At 68.7% G+C, this 18,135-nt stretch carries 18 protein-coding genes and 2 tRNA genes; 13 read left to right on the forward strand and 7 right to left on the reverse strand.

The window, feature by feature from the left end; genetic code table 11:
- Nucleotides 1–305 precede the first annotated feature (305 nt).
- The 4 genes from C9F13_RS01640 to C9F13_RS01655 all read left to right on the forward strand — a co-directional run bounded on the left by C9F13_RS01640 (nt 306) and on the right by C9F13_RS01655 (nt 3,439).
- The gene (locus tag C9F13_RS01640; protein WP_108444498.1) at nt 306–1,364 is read left to right on the forward strand and encodes a methionine ABC transporter ATP-binding protein; all 1,059 of its coding nucleotides are present in this window, start codon (nt 306–308) and stop codon (nt 1,362–1,364) included.
- The gene (locus C9F13_RS01645; RefSeq protein WP_108445312.1) at nt 1,345–1,998 is read left to right on the forward strand and encodes a methionine ABC transporter permease; all 654 of its coding nucleotides are present in this window, start codon (nt 1,345–1,347) and stop codon (nt 1,996–1,998) included. The genes C9F13_RS01640 and C9F13_RS01645 overlap by 20 nt, the downstream gene beginning before the upstream one ends.
- A gap of 93 nt (nt 1,999–2,091) precedes the next feature.
- Nucleotides 2,092–2,886, forward strand: coding sequence for a MetQ/NlpA family ABC transporter substrate-binding protein (locus C9F13_RS01650; protein ID WP_108444499.1), 795 nt, complete (start codon nt 2,092–2,094; stop codon nt 2,884–2,886).
- Between the two features lie 79 nt (nt 2,887–2,965).
- A complete protein-coding gene (locus C9F13_RS01655) occupies nt 2,966–3,439 on the forward strand; it encodes a GAF domain-containing protein (RefSeq protein WP_108444500.1) in 474 nt (157 codons plus the stop codon).
- A gap of 171 nt (nt 3,440–3,610) precedes the next feature.
- On the opposite strand, the gene C9F13_RS01660 is transcribed toward C9F13_RS01655, so the two are convergent.
- The 3 genes from C9F13_RS01660 to glpK all read right to left on the reverse strand — a co-directional run bounded on the left by C9F13_RS01660 (nt 3,611) and on the right by glpK (nt 5,402).
- Nucleotides 3,611–3,687, reverse strand: a tRNA-Val gene (locus tag C9F13_RS01660).
- Nucleotides 3,688–3,709: 22 nt separating this feature from the next.
- Nucleotides 3,710–3,786: transfer RNA gene (locus C9F13_RS01665), tRNA-Val, on the reverse strand.
- Nucleotides 3,787–3,917: 131 nt separating this feature from the next.
- A complete protein-coding gene (gene glpK / locus C9F13_RS01670; RefSeq protein WP_108444501.1) occupies nt 3,918–5,402 on the reverse strand; it encodes a glycerol kinase GlpK in 1,485 nt (494 codons plus the stop codon).
- A gap of 228 nt (nt 5,403–5,630) precedes the next feature.
- On the opposite strand from glpK, the gene C9F13_RS01675 reads away from it, so the two are divergent.
- A complete protein-coding gene (locus C9F13_RS01675) occupies nt 5,631–6,389 on the forward strand; it encodes a DeoR/GlpR family transcriptional regulator (protein WP_108444502.1) in 759 nt (252 codons plus the stop codon).
- A gap of 187 nt (nt 6,390–6,576) precedes the next feature.
- Nucleotides 6,577–8,118, forward strand: a complete 1,542-nt coding sequence (gene glpD / locus C9F13_RS01680; protein WP_108444503.1) for a glycerol-3-phosphate dehydrogenase — start codon at nt 6,577–6,579, stop codon at nt 8,116–8,118.
- Between the two features lie 30 nt (nt 8,119–8,148).
- Here the strand turns inward: glpD and C9F13_RS01685 are convergent, their stop codons facing one another.
- Complete coding sequence (locus C9F13_RS01685; RefSeq protein ID WP_108444504.1) at nt 8,149–8,736, reverse strand: histidine phosphatase family protein; 588 nt, start codon at nt 8,734–8,736, stop codon at nt 8,149–8,151.
- A 122-nt stretch (nt 8,737–8,858) separates the two neighbouring features.
- Between C9F13_RS01685 and phnD the strand changes: the two genes are divergently transcribed.
- The 5 genes from phnD (at nt 8,859) to C9F13_RS01710 (ending at nt 13,502) form a co-directional block, all read left to right on the forward strand.
- On the forward strand, nt 8,859–9,860 hold the full coding sequence (phnD, locus tag C9F13_RS01690) for a phosphate/phosphite/phosphonate ABC transporter substrate-binding protein (protein WP_108444505.1): 1,002 nt from the start codon (nt 8,859–8,861) through the stop codon (nt 9,858–9,860).
- 79 nt (nt 9,861–9,939) lie between these two features.
- A complete protein-coding gene (gene phnC, locus C9F13_RS01695; RefSeq protein WP_108444506.1) occupies nt 9,940–10,734 on the forward strand; it encodes a phosphonate ABC transporter ATP-binding protein in 795 nt (264 codons plus the stop codon).
- Entirely contained in the window at nt 10,721–11,536 is an 816-nt protein-coding gene (phnE, locus tag C9F13_RS01700; RefSeq protein WP_108444507.1) for a phosphonate ABC transporter, permease protein PhnE, read from the forward strand. Before phnC ends, phnE (C9F13_RS01700) begins: the two co-directional genes overlap by 14 nt.
- Complete coding sequence (gene phnE / locus C9F13_RS01705) at nt 11,530–12,339, forward strand: phosphonate ABC transporter, permease protein PhnE (RefSeq protein WP_108444508.1); 810 nt, start codon at nt 11,530–11,532, stop codon at nt 12,337–12,339. Before phnE (C9F13_RS01700) ends, phnE (C9F13_RS01705) begins: the two co-directional genes overlap by 7 nt.
- A gap of 98 nt (nt 12,340–12,437) precedes the next feature.
- The gene (locus C9F13_RS01710) at nt 12,438–13,502 is read left to right on the forward strand and encodes an endonuclease/exonuclease/phosphatase family protein (protein ID WP_108444509.1); all 1,065 of its coding nucleotides are present in this window, start codon (nt 12,438–12,440) and stop codon (nt 13,500–13,502) included.
- Nucleotides 13,503–13,505: 3 nt separating this feature from the next.
- Here the strand turns inward: C9F13_RS01710 and C9F13_RS01715 are convergent, their stop codons facing one another.
- Nucleotides 13,506–14,885: a class II fumarate hydratase gene (locus C9F13_RS01715; RefSeq protein ID WP_108444510.1), complete on the reverse strand. Its 1,380-nt coding sequence runs from the start codon at nt 14,883–14,885 to the stop codon at nt 13,506–13,508.
- Nucleotides 14,886–15,190: 305 nt separating this feature from the next.
- Here C9F13_RS01715 and C9F13_RS01720 point away from each other — a divergent pair, with 305 nt between their 5' ends.
- Entirely contained in the window at nt 15,191–15,559 is a 369-nt protein-coding gene (locus C9F13_RS01720) for a phasin family protein (RefSeq protein WP_108444511.1), read from the forward strand.
- Between the two features lie 142 nt (nt 15,560–15,701).
- Entirely contained in the window at nt 15,702–16,253 is a 552-nt protein-coding gene (locus C9F13_RS01725) for a carboxypeptidase-like regulatory domain-containing protein (protein ID WP_108444512.1), read from the forward strand.
- A gap of 10 nt (nt 16,254–16,263) precedes the next feature.
- On the opposite strand, the gene hda is transcribed toward C9F13_RS01725, so the two are convergent.
- Both hda and C9F13_RS01735 read right to left on the reverse strand, forming a co-directional pair.
- Entirely contained in the window at nt 16,264–16,965 is a 702-nt protein-coding gene (hda, locus tag C9F13_RS01730; protein WP_108444513.1) for a DnaA regulatory inactivator Hda, read from the reverse strand.
- Nucleotides 16,962–18,041: an AI-2E family transporter gene (locus C9F13_RS01735; RefSeq protein WP_108444514.1), complete on the reverse strand. Its 1,080-nt coding sequence runs from the start codon at nt 18,039–18,041 to the stop codon at nt 16,962–16,964. Before C9F13_RS01735 ends, hda begins: the two co-directional genes overlap by 4 nt.
- Nucleotides 18,042–18,135 lie beyond the last annotated feature (94 nt).

Here is an 18,135-nt window from a genome sequence, read left to right on the forward strand (position 1 = left end):
AGGAACACCACTGCGTGGCCGGGCGACAGAAAAAATCACCACGGCAGCGCCATCCCGCCGGGCACATGCCCTGGCGAGCTTGACGATCGGGCGTTTGAAACATAGAATATTGCGCTACATTTTGAAGGCGCCGATTTGTACCCGGATTGCGGGCGCCGACGTCGTGGAGCGCCTCTCGAGGCAAACCGCGGCGTGAAGTGCAGCTAAAAGGGTGTGTCCAGCGTTGATGGCCACCCGTCAGGGTGGCCTTTTTTTATGCCCGTTGCTGCCACGCCCGCCCGGCCGGCGCCCCACCGGCGGCTGCGATGATTCGACTACACGACGTTTCCAAGACCTACTATCCCAAGGGACGCAGCGGCGGCCCCGGCGCCGTGACGGCGCTCAAAAATGCCAACCTGCACGTGCCCAAGGGCGAGATCCATGGCGTGATCGGCCTCTCCGGTGCCGGCAAGTCCACGCTGATCCGCTGCGTCAACCTGCTCGAGCGCCCCACCACGGGGACCGTGACCGTGGACGGCGAGGAGCTGACCGCCCTCTCCGGCGCGGCGCTCAACCAGGCCCGCCACCGCATCGGCATGATCTTCCAGCACTTCAACCTGCTGACCTCACGCACCGTCTTCGCCAACGTGGCCCTGCCGCTGGAGCTGATGGGCATGAAGCGCGCCGAGATCAAGGAGCGGGTGATGCCGCTGCTCGAGCTGGTGGGCCTGGCCGACAAGGCGCACCAGTACCCGGCCCAGCTCTCCGGCGGCCAGAAGCAGCGCGTGGCGATCGCCCGGGCGCTGGCCAGCCGCCCCAAGGTGCTGCTCTGCGACGAGGCCACCTCGGCGCTGGACCCCCACACCACCGGCTCGATCCTGGAGCTGCTGCGCGACATCAACCGCCAGCTCGGCCTGACCATCCTGCTGATCACCCACGAGATGGAGGTGGTCAAGTCGATCTGCCACCGGGTCAGCCTGATCTCCGACGGCGAGCTGGTCGAGGAGGCCGAGGTCGGCGACTTCTTCACCGCACCCCGCACCAAGCTCGGCCGAGACTTCCTCAACGACTTCCTCGAGCTCGAGCCGCCCCAGGCGCTCATCGAGCGCCTCGAGGAGACGCCCGGCCCCGCCAGCCACCCGGTGGTGCGCCTCGCCTTCTCGGGCGACGCCGTCTCGACCCCGCTGATCTCGCGGCTGGCCCGCGAGTGCGGCGTCGACGTCAGCATCCTCCAGGCCAAGGTGGAGTCGATCCAGGATCGCACCCTGGGCCTGATGATCGCCGAACTGATGGGGCCGGCGGCGAAGACCCGCGAAGCCCTGGACTATCTCGAATCCCACGACCTGCAGGTGGAGGTGCTCGGCCATGTCCAGCGCGATGATTGAACTGATTCTCGAGGCCACCCTCGACACCCTCTACATGGTGGCGGTCTCGGGCGTGATCTCGGCCCTCGTCGGCATTCCGCTGGGCGTGCTGCTCTACGTCACCCGGCCGCGGCAGATACTGGCCGAGCCCACGCTCAACCGGGTGCTGGGCGCGATCACCAACATCGGCCGCTCCATCCCCTTCATCATCCTGATGGTCGCCATCATCCCCCTCACGCGGATGCTGGTGGGCACGTCGATCGGCACCAACGCCGCCGCCGTGCCACTGACCATCGCCGCGATCCCCTTCGTGGCGCGCCTGGTCGAGGGGGCGCTCAACGAGATCCCGCCGGGGCTCGTCGAGGCCGCCCAGTCCATGGGTGCCACGCCGTGGCAGATCATCACCAAGGTGCTGGTGCCCGAGGCGCGCGGCGGCATCTTCACCGCGCTGACGGTGACCGCCGTCACCCTGGTCAGCTACTCGGCCATGGCCGGTGCCGTGGGCGGCGGCGGGCTCGGCGACCTGGGCATTCGCTACGGCTACAACCGCTTCAACCCGACGATCATGCTGATCACCGTGGTGATCCTGGTGGTGATGGTGCAGGGCTTCCAGAGCCTGGGCGATTATCTGGTGCGCAAGAGCGACCATAAGTGATGCGCCCTCTTAAATAACCAGAATGCATTACAATTTTTCTGTTTATTCCGTTAGTATCGAGTCCGACTCGTCTTTCACAAGGAGCATCGCGACATGCGCAAGACCCTGATCGGCACCCTGACCGCCTCCGCCCTGACCCTCGCCGCCGGCGCCGCCCTGGCCGACGAGCACGCCATCAAGGTCGGCACCGTGGCCGGCCCCGAGACCGACGTCATGAAGGTCGCCGCCGAGATCGCCGAGCGCGAGTACGGCCTCGAGGTCGAGATCATCGAGTTCACCGACTACGTGACGCCCAACGCCGCCCTGGCCGACGGCAGCCTTGACGCCAACGCCTACCAGCACGAGCCCTACATGCGCTCCATGGTCGAGGATCGCGGCTACGACTTCGCCATCGCCGGCTACACCTTCGTCTACCCGATCGGCGCCTACTCCGACAAGTACGACAGCATCGAGGAGCTGCCGGAGGGCGCCACCATCGCCCTGCCCAACGATCCCTCCAACGAGGGTCGCTCCCTGATCCTGATGCACAACGAGGGGCTGATCACGCTCCAGGACCCGACCTTCCTGGAAGCCACCCCGCTGGACATCGCCGAGAACCCGCACGACTTCGACTTCCGCGAGATCGAGGCCGCCCAGCTGCCCCGCGTGCTGCCGGACGTGGACATGGCCTTCATCAACAACACCTTCGCCCAACCGGCCGGCCTGACCCTGGACGACGCCCTGATCAAGGAGGGCGCCGAGTCCCCCTACGTCAACCTGATCGCGGTGCGCGGCGGCGACGAGGATCGCGAGGCCATCCAGCAGCTGGTCGAGGCCTACCAGACCGAGGAAGTCGAGGCCAAGGCGAGCGAGCTGTTCGGCCCGCAGGCCGTGCCCGGCTGGAAGTAAGGGCCGCCCGCCAGAAAGCGGATGTAACGAAGCAACAAGGCCGGCCGCTGCGCCGGCCTTTCCTGTTCAAGGAGCCGACATGACACCGGATCACCCCCAGCCCGACTACCCCCTGCTCGCCCGCCAGCTCGGTGCGCTGCTCGACACCCGCGACTGGCTGACCAACAGCGCCCAGACCTGCGCCTTCATCATGCAGGAGATCCCCGCGCTCAACTGGGCCGGCTTCTACCTGCAGCGCGAGCCCGAGCTGCTCTGCCTCGGCCCCTTCCAGGGCAAGCCGGCCTGCCACCCCATCCCCTTCACCAAGGGCGTGTGCGGCGCCGCGGCGCGCAGCCGCCAGACCCAGCGCGTCGACGACGTCCATGCCGTCGCCGACCACATCGCCTGCGACGCGGACTCCCGCGCCGAGCTGGTGGTGCCGATCGTGGTGGCGGATCGCCTGTGGGGCGTGCTGGACCTCGACAGCCCGACCCAGGGCCGCTTCACTGACGACGACCGCGCGGGCATCGAGGCGCTGGTCGACGTCTTCGTCGCACAGAGCGACCTGGCGTGACTCCCGGCCCGGCGAGGCGATCGGCCTCGCCGGGCACCCCGCCATTCGGGCTGCACCCCGCCATTCAGGCTGCGCAGTCCCATGGCGAGACCGTCGAGACGAGGCGCTCGCGAAAAATCACGCAGCATGAGAAACGCCCCGCAGCCGATGGCTGCGGGGCGTTCTCGAATCTGGTAGGACCAGGCGGATTTGAACCGCCGACCTCCACGATGTCAACGTGGCGCTCTAACCAACTGAGCTATGGTCCTGCAAGTTTTGCCGGGCGTGTGATGGTAGGACCAGGCGGATTTGAACCGCCGACCTCCACGATGTCAACGTGGCGCTCTAACCAACTGAGCTATGGTCCTTCGCCCTGTTGTCGGCATGACTTCGCCGTGGCAACGGATGCGTATTCTACGCAATCGAATCCGAAATGCAAGCCCGGCGTGCGTTTTCTTCTCCAGCGAATCAGCAAGTTGGCCCGCCCCGGCGCCGTCGGCTACTGGGTGCGGACGCGCGCGACGGCCTCCTTCCAGCCGCCGTAGAGGCGCTCGCGCTCGGCCTCCTCCATCTGCGGGGTGAAGCGCCGCTCGCAGCGCCACAGCTCGGCGATCTCGTCGAGATCGCGATACCAGCCGAGACGCAGCCCCGCCAGGTAGGCGGCGCCCAAGGCCGTGGTCTCCAGCACCGTGGGACGATCCACCTGCACGCCGAGCATGTCGGCCAGGAACTGCATCACCCAGTTGTTGGCCACCATGCCGCCATCGACCCGCAGGATGCCCGGCGACGCCGCCATGTCATCGTCCATGCAGACCTGCAGGTCGCGGGTCTGGTAGCAGACCGCCTGCAGGCCGGCCGCCACGATCTCGGCGATCCCGGTATCCCGGGTCAGCCCCAGGATGGCGCCACGGGCCTTGGGGTCCCAGTGGGGCGCGCCCAGCCCGGTGAAGGCCGGCACCAGGTAGACGCTGTGGCCGGTGCGCGTCTGGCAGGCCAGCGCCTCGGTCTCCGCGGCATTGGCGAACAGCTGCAGGCCGTCGCGCAGCCACTGCACCGTGGCCCCGGCGACGAAGATGCTGCCCTCCATCGCATAGGTCGGCTTGCCGTCTAACCGATAGGCCACCGTGGTCAGCAGGCGGTTGCGCGACGTCTCGGCCACCGCGCCGGTGTTGACGATCATGAAGCAGCCGGTGCCGTAGGTGCTCTTGCCCATGCCGGGGGCGAAGCAGGCCTGCCCCACCAGCGCCGCCTGCTGGTCGCCGGCCACCCCGGCGATGGGCAGCTCGCCGCCCAGCCAGCGGGCCTCGACGCGGCCGAAATCGTCGCTGGAGTCCTTGACCTCGGGCAGCAGGCTCGCCGGAATGTCGAACAGGTCGAGCAGCGCCTCGTCCCAGCGCTGCTCGTGGATGTTGAAGAGCGCGGTACGCGAGGCGTTGGTGGCGTCGGTGGCATGCACCCGCCCCCCGGTGAGCCGCCAGATCAAAAAGCTGTCCACGGTGCCGAAGGCCAGCTCGCCGCGCTCGGCCCGCTCGCGGGCGCCGGGCACCTCGTCGAGCAGCCAGGCGAGCTTGGTCGCCGAGAAGTAGGGATCGATCAGCAGGCCGGTGCGCGCCTGGACATCTTCCAGGTGACCCGCCTCGCGCAGCCGCCGGCAGGCCTCGTCGGTGCGCCGGTCCTGCCAGACGATGGCGGGGTGCAGCGCCTCGCCGGTCTCGCGATCCCACAGCAGGGTGGTCTCGCGCTGGTTGGTGATGCCGACGCCGGCGATCTCGGCAAGCTCGACCCCGTGACTGGCGATCACCTCGCGACAGGTGGCGAGCACGGTCTCCCAGATGTCCTCCGGGTCGTGCTCGATCCAGCCGTCGTGGGGATAGTGCTGGGGGAACTCGCGCTGCGCCGTGGCGACGCTGCGCCCCTCGCGGTCGAACAGAATCGCGCGGGAGCTGGTGGTGCCCTGGTCGATGGCCAGCAGGTAAGAAGCCATAGCAAGCATCCTGTTGTGGTTGTCGTGGCGTGCCAATTTCGCTTTTCGACGCTAATGTTCGCTTATGATCATTAAGCCTACTCCAGCCCGCGACCGCGCTCAAATGGCGCCGGGCGACGCGATGGGCCCCGCACCAAGGGGCACCAGGGGCACCCGAGCCGCTCGCGGGGCGCGGCGCCTGCATCCGTGGGCACGATGGCATAGAATCGGGCCAGCCAAGGAGACACCATGAACCAGCAGCAACGCCAGGACGCCATCATCGAGCTGGTCCGCCGCCAGGGCTATGCCAGCATCGAGCAGCTCACCGAGCACTTCACGGTCACCCCGCAGACCATCCGCCGCGACCTCAACACCCTCGCCAACGAGGGGCGCATCCGGCGCGTGCACGGCGGCGCCGGCCTGGAGTCGAGCACCGTCAACACCGCCTACTCGACCCGCAAGACCCTCAACCTGGAGGCCAAGCAGCGCATCGCGTCGCTCCTGGCCCGCCACGTGCCCGACCACGCCTCGCTGTTCATCAATATCGGTACCAGCAACGAGGTGATCGCCGAGGCGCTGCTCGACCACCAGGGGCTCGAGGTGATCACCAACAACCTCAACGTGGCGGCGATCCTCCAGCACAAGGAGGACTTCAACGTGATCATCGCCGGCGGGCAGGTGCGCTCGCGGGACGGCGGCATCATCGGCGAGGCCACCATCGACTTCATCAACCAGTTTAAGGTCGACTACGGCATCATCGGCATCAGCGGCATCGACGAGGACGGCTCGCTGCTGGAGTTCGACTACCAGGAGGTGCGGGTGGCCCAGGCCATCCTGCGCAACTCCCGCCAGGTATTCCTGGCCACCGACCACTCCAAGTTCCGCCGCAACCCGGTGGTGCGCCAGGGCAACCTGGCCCAGCTCGACGCCCTGTTCACCGATCGCGAGCCGCCCGAGGCGATCATGCGCCTGCTGAAGCAGCACGACGTCGCCCTGCACCTGGCCTAAGGGCATCGAATAAGCGCCGCCCGGCCCTCCTGCCGCCCTCCCCTGCCCCCTTCCCGCCGGTCGACGGCACCGCTCACGCCACCTCGTGTTGGCGTGCGAGCATGTCGCGCGCCTTGATGTTCGGATTGATTTCATCTACTTTCGTTTTCGAACATCACTGCATGTCCGACAGCGGACGGGAGCGCTCATGAGCGACAGGCCAGACGAGGTCCTCGACCTCTTCGTGATCGGCGGCGGCATCAACGGCGTCGGCATCGCTAACGATGCCGCCGGCCGGGGACTCGCCGTCGGACTCTGCGAGCAGGGGGACCTGGCCGGCGCCACGTCGTCTGCCAGCAGCAAGCTGATCCACGGCGGTCTGCGCTACCTGGAACACCACGAGTACCGCCTGGTGCGCGAGGCCCTGCGCGAGCGCGAGGTGCTGATGGCCAAGGCCCCGCACATCATCTGGCCGCTGCGCTTCGTGCTGCCCCATCGCCCCCACCTGCGCCCGGCCTGGATGCTGCGCGCCGGGCTGTTTCTCTACGACCACCTGGGCAAGCGCAAGACGCTGCCGGGCTCCCGGAGCATCCGGCTGGACCACCGCCAGGGGCTCGCCCCCAATATGACCCGCGGTTTCGAATACTCGGACTGCTGGGTGGATGATGCCCGGTTGGTGGTACTCAACGCCGTGCAGGCCCGGGAGTACGGCGCCGAGCTCCTGGTGCGCACCCGCTGTATCAATGCCCGGGAGCGCGATGGCCTCTGGGAGCTCACCCTGGAGGACACCGAGAGCGGCGCGCGGCTGACGCGCCGCTGCCGCACCCTGGTCAACGCCGCCGGTCCCTGGGTGGAGAGCGTGGTGCGCGACCAGGCCGGCCGCGATTCCCGCTACGGGGTGCGCCTGATCCAGGGCAGCCACCTGATCGTGCCGCGCCTGAACCACGACGAGCGGGCCTATATCCTCCAGAACACCGACCGGCGCATCGTCTTCGTGCTGCCCTACGAGGAGGATTTCAGCCTGATCGGCACCACCGACCGGCGCTACGAGGGCGATCCGACACGGATCGAGGTCTCCGAGGAGGAGATCGACTACCTGCTCTCGGTGGTCAACGCGCACTTTCGCACCCGGCTCAGCCGCGAGGCGGTGATCCGCACCTTCGCGGGCGTCAGGCCGCTGTGCGACGACGAGTCGGCGGATCCCTCCGCCATGACCCGCGACTACACACTCGATCTGGACACCCGCGGGGCCCCGCTACTGTCGGTCTTCGGCGGCAAGATCACCACCTATCGCAAGCTCGCCGAGGCGGCCCTCGAGGCACTCTCGCCCCACCTCCCCGAGATGCGGCCGCCCTGGACCGCCGAGGCGCCGCTGCCGGGCGGCGAGATCGGCGATCACGACGCCTTCGAGGCCCGCCTGCTCGCCGACTATCCCTACCTGGAGGCCAACCAGGCGCGGCGCTTCGCCCGCACCTACGGCACCCTCTGCCGGGCCTTCCTCGACGGCCGGGACTCCCAGGCGGCGCTGGGCGAGGCCTTCGGGGCCGGCCTGACCGCCGCCGAGGTCGACTACCTGATCGAGCGGGAGTGGGCGCGCAGCGCCGAGGACATCCTGTGGCGGCGCACCAAGCTGGCCCTGCGCCTCACCGCTACCGAGCGGCAGCGGCTGACCGACTACCTCGAGGCCGCCGTCCCGCGCGCCACGTCCGGCCCCGCGGCGACGGACGCGCAGCCCCGCCACCCCGCCTGAGCGGGCGGCTCACGGCACGCGGCCCAAGGCTCACAGCGCGGTGATGCTGGCCGGCGCCAGGGGCGCCCGCTCCCGGTGGAGACTCAGGGAGCGCCCCTCGAGGGCGGTCAGCAGGATCTGCAGCGGGTCGCCGTGACTGACCAGCAAGATCGTCTCGTCCCGATGGCGTGCCTCCAGCTCGTCGATCACCTCGCGCATGCGTGCCGCCACCTCGGCCACGGCCTCTACGCCCCCCTGGCGCAGGGTCGGGTCCTGGGCGTCGAGCGCCCAGACCTCGGCATAGCGCGCGTCGCTCTGCCCCTCGAGCTCACCGAAGTGGCGCTCCCGCAGGCGCGGCTCGGCGGTGAGCGTCAGGCCGAAATGCGCGGCGACGCGCTCGGCGGTCTCGGCGGTGCGCAGGAAGTCCGAGTGCAGGATGCGCTGGGGCCTGGCCCAGCGCCAGTCGGCCAGCAGGGTGTCGAGCTGGGCGCACCCCTGAGGGGAGAGGCCGAACCCCGTCAGGCCAAGGGACGGCGAGCTGATGATGCGCCCCTCCTGATTGGCCTGGCTGTGGCCGTGGCGCATCAGCAGGTAGCGGTTGCGCCAGGCGCCGTCGGCGGGGGGGAAAGTGTTTGACATGGTTTTGTGACAAACCCTAGATTGAAGGAGGTTATTCGGAATCAATCATCGGCGGCTCGCCATGTCGATATCCGAACATGCAACACACCACACGCCCTAGAACAATAATCGTGAGGCACGCCATGATCTACCCTTCCGCTCGATCCGGGACACGCTCGCTCGTTCCCCTCGCCCTCTCCACGCTGCTGCCGCTGGCCATGCTGGCGAGCCAGGCCCAGGCACAGGAGGAGTGCGAGCGCGGCGCCCTGGCCGAGATCTACTGCGACGAGAACGGCGACATGGTCGCCGACCGGCCGTCGGACGAGTCCGAGTGGGCCAACCCCGACACCCTGATCTTCGCCTACACCCCGGTCGAGGATCCGGCCATCTACTCCGACATCTGGCAGCCGTTCATCGATCACCTCGAGGAGGTGACCGAGCGCGACGTGCGCTTCTTCGCCGTGCAGTCCAACTCGGCCCAGGTCGAGGCCATGCGTAGCGGTCGCCTGCACATCGCTGGCTTCTCCACCGGCCCGACGCCCTTCGCCGTCAACCTGGCCGGCGCGGTGCCCTTCGCGCTGATGGGCTCGGACGACGGACGCTTCGGCTACACCCTGCAGCTCTACACCCACGTCGATTCCGGCATCGACGAGATGGAGGACCTCAAGGGCAAGCGCGTCGCCCACACCTCGCCGACCTCCAACTCCGGCAATCAGGCGCCGCGGGCGCTGTTCCCCGAGATGGGCATCGTGCCCGGCGAGGACTACGAGGTGGTCTACTCCGGCAGCCACGACCAGTCCATGCTCGGCGTGGTGGCCCAGGACTATGACGCCGCCCCGGTGGCCTCGGAAGTGGTCGAGCGCATGGCCGCCCGCGGCCTCTACGACCCGGAAGACGTCAAGATCATCTACGAGTCCGACAGTTTCCCGACCACCTCCTACAACTACGCCCACAACCTGCATCCCGACCTGGTCGAGAAGATCGAGGAAGCCTTCTTCAGCTTCGAGTTCGCGGGCACCGAGCTCGGCGAGGAGTTCGAGGGCGTCGAGAAGTTCGTCCCCATCAACTACAAGGACAACTGGAAGGTCATCCGCACCATCCAGAATGCCAACGGGGTCGAGTACACCCCCGACAACCTCCAGTAACCTTTCGCGAGTCAGCGGCGCCGGCCTTCCCGGAGGGCCGGCGTCGTCGTCTTGATGACCCTTTCTCGACGGACCCCTCATGCTAGAGATATCCAACCTGATCAAGCGCTACGGCCGCGACGAGCCGGTACTCAAGGGGCTCGACCTGACCGTGGAAGGCAACAGCGTCGTCTCCATCGTGGGCGCCTCCGGCGCCGGCAAGAGCACCATGCTGCGCTGTATCAACCGCCTGGTGGAGCCGACCTCGGGCTCGATCAAGCTCAATGGCATCGAGCTGGTCACGCTGCGCCGCGCCGAGCTGCGCCGCGCCCGGCGCAAGATCGGCATGGTCTTCCAGGGCTTCAACCTGATCGATCGCCTCACCGTGATGGAGAACGTGCTGGCCGGACGGCTCGGCTACGTCAACCTGTTCCAGGCCGTCACCCGCCGCTACCCGGCGGCGGACATCGAGCGCGCCTTCGTGCTGATGGAGCGCGTGGGCATCGCCCACTACGCCAACAAGCGCGCCGACGAGCTCTCCGGCGGCGAGCGCCAGCGCGTCGGCGTGGTGCGGGCGCTGATGCAGGAGCCCGAGGTGCTGCTCGCCGACGAGCCCACGGCCTCGCTGGACCCGCGTACCTCCGAGCAGATCATGGTGCTGCTGCAGAGCCTGGCGAGCGAGCTGTCGCTGCCGGTGCTGATCAACATCCACAACGTGGCGCAGGCCCGGACCTACACCGACCGCATCGTCGGGCTGCGCCACGGCACCATGATCTTCGATGGCGCCCCCTCGGACTTCGACAAGGAGGCCCTGGAGGCCATCTACGGCGGCATCGAGGCGCCGGAGGACGAGGCGGCCCCCGCGGCCGAGGAGGTGCGCGATGGCCAGCCCTGACCGCGAGGAGCGCGCCGCCCCTCGCACCTGGCGCAAGCCGCCCTTCATCGCCAACCCGCTGCTGCGCTACGGCCTGCTGGTGGTGCTGGCGGCCTACCTGGTGTGGGCCTTCGGCAGCCTGCCCTTCAACTGGGAGCGCATCAGCGAGGGGCTGCCGCGGGCGGCACGCATCTTCGGCGGCGGCTTCCCGCCGACCCTGTCGCGCTTCGACCTGCTGCTCACCGGCTTCACCGAGAGCCTGCAGATCGCCATCCTGGCGACCCTGCTCGGCGTGCTGCTGTCGGTGCCCTTCGCGGTGATGGCGGCCCGCAACGTCGCGCCGCTGCCGATCTACCTGCTGGGGCGCGCGGTGATCATCGTCTCGCGCAGCTTCCACCCGGTGATCGTCGCCATCCTGTTCGTCGCGGCGGTGGGCTTCGGTCCGCTGGCGGGCATCCTGACGCTGACCCTCTACTCCATCGGCTTCGTCGGCAAGCTGCTCGCCGAGGAGATCGAGGAGATCGACTGGGGCCAGGTGGAGGCCATGCGCTCCACCGGGGCCGGCTACCTGGCGACGCTCTTCTACGCCGTCTTCCCGCAGATCCTGCCCCGTCAGGTGGGGCTCTCCATGTACCAGCTCGACAGCAACCTGCGAGCCTCCGCGGTGGTCGGCATCGTCGGCGCCGGCGGCATCGGCAGCACCCTGATGAACGCCTTCGGGCGCTACGACTATGACTTCGCCTTCGCCATCCTGCTGGTGATCATCGCGGTGATCCTGGCCAGCGAGGGCGTCAGCGGCTGGGTAAGGAAGAAGATATGGTAGACGACGCCGACCTGTTGGCCGATCGCGTCTGGCGACGGCACAACCCCAAAGAGCAGCTGATCCGCTTCGGCGTGATGCTGCTGACCCTGATGGTGGTGGTCTGGGCCGTCAGCGACATCGACATCTTCTGGCCCTGGGTGTGGGACGCGCCCAACCAGATCTCGAGCCTCGGCGCGCGCATGTGGCCGCCGGACCCGACCCGGCTCGGCGAGATCGTCGATGCGATGATCGAGACGGTGCACATCGCCACCCTGGCGACGATGCTGACCATCTTCATCGCCCTGCCGGTCTCCTACATCGCCGCCCAGAACACCACCCCCAACCGTGCCTGCCTGTGGCTGGGGCGCTTCATCCTGGTCTCCAGCCGCTCGGTCAACACCATCATCTGGGCGCTGCTGTTCGTGGCGATCTTCGGCCCCGGGGTGCTGGCGGGGATACTGGCCATCATGTTCCGCTCGGTGGGCTTCATCGGCAAGCTGATGGGCGAGGCGATCGAGGAGATCGACCGGCGCCCGGTGGAGGCCATGGAGGCCACCGGCGCCTCCAAGGCCAAGGTGATCGCCTACGCGGTCGTCCCCCAGGTGATGCCGGCGTTCTTCGCCATCATCATCCTGCGCTGGGATATCAACATCCGCGAGTCCACGGTGCTGGGGCTGGTGGGGGCCGGCGGCATCGGGGTGATCCTGCAGGGCTCCATCGACACCTTCGCCTGGCCCACCGTGGCGACCATCCTGATCGCCATCATCGCGCTGGTGCTGGTCGGCGAGGCGGTGACCGGCCTGCTGCGCCGCAAGGTGCTCTAGCCGCGGAGCAGGCACGGCGGCTATCGTGGGCGACAGGCGCCGCCCGCGCCCGGCCCTTCGATAGGGAGCTCACAGGGAGCCCATAGGGAGATCGGTTCGTGCTCTCCATCCTGCTGACGGGGGTCGCCGTGCTGCTGCTGGCGACCACCCTCCTGCCCCGCCTGCCGCTGACCTGGTGGTTCGTGCGCAGCTGCGAGTTCCCGCGGCTGCAGTTCGCCGCGCTGGCGGCGGTGGTCGCGGGCCTCGCCACGCTGACCGCCCCACCCTGGTCGTGGTGGAGCCTCGCCGCGAGCCTTGCTACCCTCGGGCTCCAGGCGAGTCGCATCCTGCCCTGGACGCCGTTCTGGCCCCGCCAGGTCAAGGATGCCGACGCGGGCCAGGCGCCGCGCTGCCTGACCCTGATGATCGCCAACGTGCTCACCCCCAATCGCCACGCCAAGACGCTGATCGACCTGATCCACGCGCACCAACCCGACCTGGTGCTTACCCTGGAGTCCGATGCCTGGTGGCAGGAGCGGCTCGATGCCGCCCTGGCGAGGGAGTGGCCCCACGCGGTGCGGGTGCCGCTGGACAACCTCTACGGCATGCACCTCTACTCCCGGCGGCCGCTGGTCGACCCCGAGGTCCGCTGGCTGATCCAGCCCGATATCCCCTCGATCCATACCGGCGTCGCGCTGCCGAGCGGCGACGTAATCCGCCTGCACGCCCTGCATCCGCGTCCGCCGGCGCCGGGAGAGAGCGAGGAGTCGCTGTGGCGCGACGCGGAACTGTTGCTGGTGGGCAAGGCGATTCATGAGCACCCCGAACCCACCCTGGTGGCCGGCGACCTCAACGACGTGGCCTGGTCGCGCACCACGCGGCTCTTCTGCCGGGTCAGCGGCATGCTGGATCCGCGACGGGGGCGCGGCATGTTCAGCACCTTCCATGCCGACTACCCGCTGCTGCGCTGGCCGCTGGACCACGTCTTCGCCAGCGAGCATTTCACCCTCAAGGCCATGCAGCGCCTGCCGCACATCGGCTCCGACCACTTTCCGATGCTGGCGACCCTCTGCTACCGCCCCTCTCGCGCCGACGAGCACGAACCGCCCGAGGCGGGCGGCGCGGAGCACCGCGACGCCCGGGCGACCATCGAGGAGGGCAAGGAGCGGGAGCAGCCGGACTGAGCGCTATTCCGGCACCCCGCCCCGCGTCAGGGCGGCGGGGTCGAGCAGCCGCTCGAGCTCGTCGCGCGACAGCTCGGTCTGCTCCTCGGCCACCTCGATGATCGGCCGTCCCGCCTGGTAGGCCTGCTTGGCGATCGCCGCCGCCGCGTCGTAGCCGATCACCGAATTGAGCGCCGTCACCAGGATAGGGTTGTGTGCCAGCGGCCCCTCAAGGTGGTCGTGGCGCACCTTGAAGGTGGCGATGGCCCGGTCGGCCAGCAGCCGGCTGATACTGGTCATCAGGGTGATCGACGTGAGCAGGTTGCTGGCCACCAGCGGCAGCATGACGTTGAGCTGGAAGTTGCCGCTCTGGCCGGCCACCGTGATCGCCGTGTCGAGCCCGATCACCTGGGCGGCCGCCTGGGCGGCGGACTCGGGGATCACCGGGTTGACCTTGCCCGGCATGATCGAGCTGCCGGGCTGCAGGGCCTCGAGCTCGATCTCGCCGAGCCCGGCCAGCGGGCCGGAGTTCATCCAGCGCAGGTCGTTGGCGATCTTCATGATCACGCAGGCCAGCCCCTTGAGCTGCCCCGAGAGCTCCACCGCAGCGTCCTGGGAGGCGAGGCTCGCGAAGAAGCTGTCGTTGGGCGAGAACTCAAGCCCCGTCTGCTCGCTGAGATCCCGCGCCATGCGCGCGGCGAATTCTGGGTGGGCGTTGATGCCGGTGCCCACCGCGGTGCCTCCCTGGGCGAGGCGGCACAGGCGGATCAGGGCACTGTCGAGACGCTCGATGGCCTGGCCCACCTGGCTCGACCAGCCCCCCAGCTCCTGGCTCATGCGCAGCGGCATGGCATCCATCAGGTGCGTGCGGCCGGTCTTGACCACGTCGTCGAGCTCGGCGGCCCGGGTGTCGATGGTCGCACGCAGGTGCTCGAGGGCCGGGCGCAGCTCGCCGGTCACCGCCAGCGCCGCCGAGAGGTGGATCGCGGTCGGGATCACGTCGTTGCTCGACTGCCCCATGTTGACGTGGTCGTTGGCGCCGACCTCCACGCCGTCGCGGCTGGCCCGCCGGGCGATCACCTCGTTGACGTTCATGTTGCTCGAGGTGCCGGAGCCGGTCTGGAAGACGTCCACCGGGAACTGGTCGTCCAGATGCCCGGCGAGCACCGCCTCGGCCGCGGCGACGATCCCCCGGGAGCGGGCGTCGTCCAGCAGCCCCAGCTCGCGGTTGACCCGGGCCGCCGCCAGCTTGATGCGGGCGATGGCGTGGATGAAGGCCGTCGGCATGGGCTGGCCGGAGACGGGGAAGTTGTCGACCGCCCGCTGGGTCTGCGCCCCGTAGAGCGCCTCCCTCGGCACCGCCAGCTCGCCCATGCTGTCCCGCTCGATACGATGGTCGCTCATGCTTCCCTCCTCTTCTGTCGTGCGTGCGGGCCTGCGCGGTCCGTCATCGTTTCCTCCCTCTCAACATGGTGGCGGCCTCGGCGGGGTGCAAGGTCCTCGCTACCCGCCTTGCGCCGACGCGCGCGACGGGGCGGTGCGGTCGCCGCCGATTGGCCCTGAAAAATAATCCAAGTTTCGCATGTTGCAGTGCACAAACCCCTCTGCTATTGTGCATTGCAACAGAGGTCGTAATGGCCAGAGTGAGAAGGCATCGGCACCCCGCCACGGCCTTCGAATCGATCCGAAATCCCTGGGAGGGAATCACGATGCAAAACTTCGACACCAAGCAGTTCACCGAGCAGTTCGAATCCATGTTCTTCGGCCCGGCCCGCGCCTACGCCGCGCTCTCCGTGGACTACACCGAGAAGCTGGTCAACGCCCAGCTCGACGCCGGCAAGGCCTACACCGACACCGGCCTGGCGCAGCTGCGCAGCCTGATGAACGTCAAGGACGCCGAGGGCCTGAAGTCCTACATGGAAGGCCAGCAGAAGGTCGCCAAGGACCTGACCGAGCGCCTCAAGGGCGACGCCGAGAAGGTCGTCTCCCTGCAGCAGGACTTCGTCCAGCAGAGCCAGAAGCTGACCGAAGAGAGCGTCAAGCAGGCCACCGACACGGCGACCAAGGCCGCCAAGTGAGCCTGACGGCGTCGGCCCTGCCGACGCCCGACTGACCCGCCCGACGGGTCAACCAGAACGGGCCGCCGATCGATGATCGGCGGCCCGTTTGCGTTATGCTCTCCGCTCACGCCGTCCCCTTCACCACTGCCGGAGAGTGACCATGACACGCGGAATCCTTCTCGCCCTGCTGGGGCTCACGCTGGCCGGCTGCCAGATCATCGAGCCGCGCTATCCCGGCGGGCAGAGCGAGCGCGTCGAGGTGATCGAGCGCGGCACGAGGGCCCCGGACGAGGCCGCCCCCGACGAGCGCGCCGCTGCCGGGCGTGTCGAGCGCCGGGTGGCCTTCCCCGCCGACGAGTACGCCGCGCTCGAGAAACGCGGCAGCGCCGCGATCAGCGGACGCCTGACGATCGGCGGACGCCCGATCGCCAACCGCCCGGTGGCGGTGGCGCCGGTGACCACCTACTCCGCCGAGGCCGCGGAACAGGCGCTGGCCGGCCGGGCCGTGGAGCCCGCCGATCCCCGGGCGAGGGCCTACACCCACACCACCCGCACCGACGGCAATGGCCGCTTCCGTCTCGATGGCCTGCCGGCCGGGGAGTTCTACGTCTCGAGCAGCGCCCGGGATCCCGTCAGCGGCGAGACGCGGGTGATCATCCAGCAGGTCAGTCTCGGCAACGGCCAGACGCGACGGCTCGAACTCAGCCGCTAGTCGCGTCGACCTACCAGCCCAGCGCCTGCTTGACGAAGGGAATGGTCAGCTTGCGCTGGGCGGAGAGCGAGGCGCGATCCAGGGTCTCCAGGGTCGCGAAGAGCGCATCGAGGCGCCGCGGCCCGCGGTGCAGGATATAGCGGGCCACCTCGTCGGGCAGCTGCATGCCGCGCCCCTTGGCGCGCAGCTGCAGCGCCGCCAGGCGGCCGGCATCGTCCAGGCCCTGCAGGTGGAAGGTCATGCCCCAGGTGAGGCGCGAGGCCAGATCCGGCAATTGCACCGGCAGCTGCCGCGGCGGCGCCTCGGCGGCGATCACCAGCCGCTTGCCGGCGTCGCGCAGGCGGTTGAAGGCGTGGAACAGCGCCTCCTCCCAGCGCTTGCGCCCGACGACCCGCTCGAGGTCGTCGATGGCGACCAGGTCCAGGCGCTCGATCTCCTCGAGCATCAGCGGCGGAAAGTGGCCGAGCTCCGCCAGGGGCAGGTAGAGCGCGCGGCCGTCGCGGTCGGAGGCGGCATGACAGGCGGCCTGCAGCAGGTGACTGCGACCGGTGCCCGAGGCGCCCCACACGTAGAGGAAGGGCTCGCCGTCATCGTCGAGCTGGTGCACCAGCCGGTCGACCAGGGTCGCGTTGGGCCCGGGATGGAAGTTGGCGAAGGTGGCGTCGTCGCGAAGCCCCACGCCCAGTGGCAACTGCGCGGGTGCTCGACTCATGGCGACTCCTCGTCGTGGGTGCGTGAACGACCGGCATCATACAAGGTACTGTTTTTATAGTGATCGTGGAGATAACGCAACACCACCATCAGCATCGCGGCCACCGGCAGCGCCAACAGCACCCCGGTGAAGCCGAATAGCTGCCCCCCCGCCAGCACGGCGAAGATCACCGCCACCGGGTGCAGGCCGATCTTGTCGCCGAGCAGCTTGGGCTGCAGCACCACGCTCTCGATCAGCTGGCCGAAGCCGAACACCGCGCCCACGCCGAGCAGGATCAGGAAGTCGCCGAACTGGAAGAAGGCCACTACCCCGGCCACCGAGATGCCGACGATCACCCCGAGATAGGGCACGATGCTGGCCAGCCCGGCGAGCAGCCCGATCAGCAGCCCGAAGCGCACGCCGAGCAGCGTCAGCCCCACCGCATAGATCACCCCCAGGCAGAGCATCACGATCAGCTGGCCGCGCAGGAAGGCGGAGAGCACCTCGTCGCACTCGCCGGCCAGGCGCACCGCCGCGGGCTCCCAGCGCCGCGGCAGCGAGGCCTGCACCTTGCCGACCAGGATGTCCCAGTCGAGCAGCAGGTAGAAGGTCACAACCGGGATCAGCGCCAGGTTGGCGATCCAGGCCGCCACCGCCAGTCCCGAGCGCGACACCTGGGCCAGCAGGCTGGCGGCGAAGGTGCCGGTCTCCTTCCAGTTGTCGACGAACGCGGTGCGCATCTGGTCGATGTCGGTGGAGAGGTCCAGGCCGGTCAGGGCCTGCACGCGCGGCACCACGCTCTGCTGCACCCAGTTGAGCACAGCGGGCAGGGAGTCGATGACCTGACCGAGCTGCCGCCCGAAGATCGGCACCACCACCAGCAGCGTGAGCACGATGATCAGGCTCAGCAGCAGGAACACCAGCGACACCGCCAGGCGCCGGGAGAGCCCCCAGGTCTCCAGCCGGTCGGTCAGCGGATCGCCCAGGTAGGCCAGGATCATGCTGACGAAGAACGGCATCAGCACCGGCTCGATGCTGATCAGGAACCACAGCGCCAGCGCCGTGCACGCCGCCACTATCCACCACTGTCTGCGCATCGCCTCCTCCCTGTATCGGCGCGGCCGTCAGGCTGCCAGCCGCGCGCCGTGATGCTACAATTCCTTCCCCGAACCCGACCGTCGCGCCTCGCCC

The sequence above is a fragment of the Halomonas denitrificans genome (assembly GCF_003056305.1).
Taxonomy (GTDB): Bacteria; Pseudomonadota; Gammaproteobacteria; order Pseudomonadales; family Halomonadaceae; genus Halomonas; species Halomonas denitrificans.

What these genes read in the sequence shown, in the direction of transcription:
- C9F13_RS01685 (WP_108444504.1), bottom strand. Translation starts at nt 8,736, where the DNA reads ATGTCAAACACTTTCCCCCCCGCCGACGGCGCCTGGCGCAACCGCTAC.
- phnD (WP_108444505.1), top strand. Translation starts at nt 8,859, where the DNA reads ATGATCTACCCTTCCGCTCGATCCGGGACACGCTCGCTCGTTCCCCTC.
- C9F13_RS01720 (WP_108444511.1), top strand. Translation starts at nt 15,191, where the DNA reads ATGCAAAACTTCGACACCAAGCAGTTCACCGAGCAGTTCGAATCCATG.
- C9F13_RS01675 (WP_108444502.1), top strand. Translation starts at nt 5,631, where the DNA reads ATGAACCAGCAGCAACGCCAGGACGCCATCATCGAGCTGGTCCGCCGC.
- phnE (WP_108444507.1), top strand. Translation starts at nt 10,721, where the DNA reads ATGGCCAGCCCTGACCGCGAGGAGCGCGCCGCCCCTCGCACCTGGCGC.
- hda (WP_108444513.1), bottom strand. Translation starts at nt 16,965, where the DNA reads ATGAGTCGAGCACCCGCGCAGTTGCCACTGGGCGTGGGGCTTCGCGAC.
- glpK (WP_108444501.1), bottom strand. Translation starts at nt 5,402, where the DNA reads ATGGCTTCTTACCTGCTGGCCATCGACCAGGGCACCACCAGCTCCCGC.
- glpD (WP_108444503.1), top strand. Translation starts at nt 6,577, where the DNA reads ATGAGCGACAGGCCAGACGAGGTCCTCGACCTCTTCGTGATCGGCGGC.
- C9F13_RS01655 (WP_108444500.1), top strand. Translation starts at nt 2,966, where the DNA reads ATGACACCGGATCACCCCCAGCCCGACTACCCCCTGCTCGCCCGCCAG.
- C9F13_RS01650 (WP_108444499.1), top strand. Translation starts at nt 2,092, where the DNA reads ATGCGCAAGACCCTGATCGGCACCCTGACCGCCTCCGCCCTGACCCTC.
- C9F13_RS01645 (WP_108445312.1), top strand. Translation starts at nt 1,345, where the DNA reads ATGTCCAGCGCGATGATTGAACTGATTCTCGAGGCCACCCTCGACACC.
- C9F13_RS01640 (WP_108444498.1), top strand. Translation starts at nt 306, where the DNA reads ATGATTCGACTACACGACGTTTCCAAGACCTACTATCCCAAGGGACGC.
- C9F13_RS01715 (WP_108444510.1), bottom strand. Translation starts at nt 14,885, where the DNA reads ATGAGCGACCATCGTATCGAGCGGGACAGCATGGGCGAGCTGGCGGTG.
- C9F13_RS01735 (WP_108444514.1), bottom strand. Translation starts at nt 18,041, where the DNA reads ATGCGCAGACAGTGGTGGATAGTGGCGGCGTGCACGGCGCTGGCGCTG.
- phnE (WP_108444508.1), top strand. Translation starts at nt 11,530, where the DNA reads ATGGTAGACGACGCCGACCTGTTGGCCGATCGCGTCTGGCGACGGCAC.
- C9F13_RS01725 (WP_108444512.1), top strand. Translation starts at nt 15,702, where the DNA reads ATGACACGCGGAATCCTTCTCGCCCTGCTGGGGCTCACGCTGGCCGGC.
- phnC (WP_108444506.1), top strand. Translation starts at nt 9,940, where the DNA reads ATGCTAGAGATATCCAACCTGATCAAGCGCTACGGCCGCGACGAGCCG.